The 1,652-nt window shown below is 51.4% G+C and carries 1 rRNA gene; it reads right to left on the bottom strand.

Going from position 1 to position 1,652, the window contains the following annotated elements:
• Positions 1–25 precede the first annotated feature (25 nt).
• Positions 26–1,652 (bottom strand): 23S ribosomal RNA (locus ACTRWE_RS19160); the annotation flags it as partial.

Genomic DNA, 1,652 nt, shown 5'->3' with positions numbered 1-1,652 from the left:
TCACATAAAACGCGTTTGGCGTTGTATGGTTAAGCCTCACGGGTAATTAGTACAAGTTAGCTTAATGGCTCACACCACTTCCACATCTTGCCTATCAACGTTGTAGTCTTCAACGGCCCTTCAGAGACTTTAAAAGTCTAGTGAGAACTCATCTCGAGGCCTGCTTCGCGCTTAGATGCTTTCAGCGCTTATCAGTTCCGAACGTAGCTACCGGGCAATGCCATTGGCATGACAACCCGAACACCAGCGGTTCGTTCACTCCGGTCCTCTCGTACTAGGAGCAACCCCTCTCAATTCTCAAACGCCCACGGCAGATAGGGACCGAACTGTCTCACGACGTTCTAAACCCAGCTCGCGTACCACTTTAAATGGCGAACAGCCATACCCTTGGGACCGACTTCAGCCCCAGGATGTGATGAGCCGACATCGAGGTGCCAAACACCGCCGTCGATATGAACTCTTGGGCGGTATCAGCCTGTTATCCCCGGAGTACCTTTTATCCGTTGAGCGATGGCCCTTCCATTCAGAACCACCGGATCACTATGACCTACTTTCGTACCTGCTCGACGTGTCTGTCTCGCAGTTAAGCTGGCTTCTACCATTACACTAACCGTACGATGTCCGACCGTACTTAGCCAACCTTCGTGCTCCTCCGTTACTCTTTGGGAGGAGACCGCCCCAGTCAAACTACCCACCAGGCACTGTCCGTAACCCCGATTCAGGGGCCAACGTTAGAACATCAAAACTACAAGGGTGGTATTTCAAGGACGACTCCACAAAAACTAGCGTCTCTGCTTCTAAGTCTCCCACCTATCCTACACATGTAGGTTCAATGTTCAGTGCCAAGCTGTAGTAAAGGTTCACGGGGTCTTTCCGTCTAGCCGCGGGTACACAGCATCTTCACTGCGATTTCAATTTCACTGAGTCTCGGGTGGAGACAGCGTGGCCATGGTTACACCATTCGTGCAGGTCGGAACTTACCCGACAAGGAATTTCGCTACCTTAGGACCGTTATAGTTACGGCCGCCGTTTACCGGGGCTTCGATCAAGAGCTTCTCCGAAGATAACCCCATCAATTAACCTTCCGGCACCGGGCAGGTGTCACACCGTATACGTCATCTTGCGATTTTGCACAGTGCTGTGTTTTTAATAAACAGTCCCAGCCACCTGGTCACTGCGGCTCCAATCAGCTTAGAGAGCAAGTCTCATCACCAATCGGAGCGTACCTTCTCCCGAAGTTACGGTACGATTTTGCCTAGTTCCTTCACCCGAGTTCTCTCAAGCGCCTTAGTATTCTCTACCTGACCACCTGTGTCGGTTTGGGGTACGATTCGGTATAATCTGAAGCTTAGAGGCTTTTCCTGGAAGTATGGCATCAGCAACTTCATCACCTTGGTGACTCGTCTCGTGTCTCAGCCTAACAGCAACCCGGATTTACCTAAGTCGCTAGCCTACACACTTTCACATGGACTACCATCGCCATGCTTGCTTAGCCTGCTCCGTCCCCCCATCGCAATTATACCAAGTACGGAAATATTAATCCGTTTCCCATCGACTACGCCTTTCGGCCTCGCCTTAGGGGTCGACTTACCCTACCCTGATTAACATGGGATAGGAACCCTTGGTCTTCCGGCGTGCGGGTTTTTCACCCG

The sequence above is a fragment of the Pseudoalteromonas sp. G5_S1_54_S4 genome, from assembly GCF_054968565.1.
This window is presented reverse-complemented; position numbering and strand designations above follow the sequence as displayed.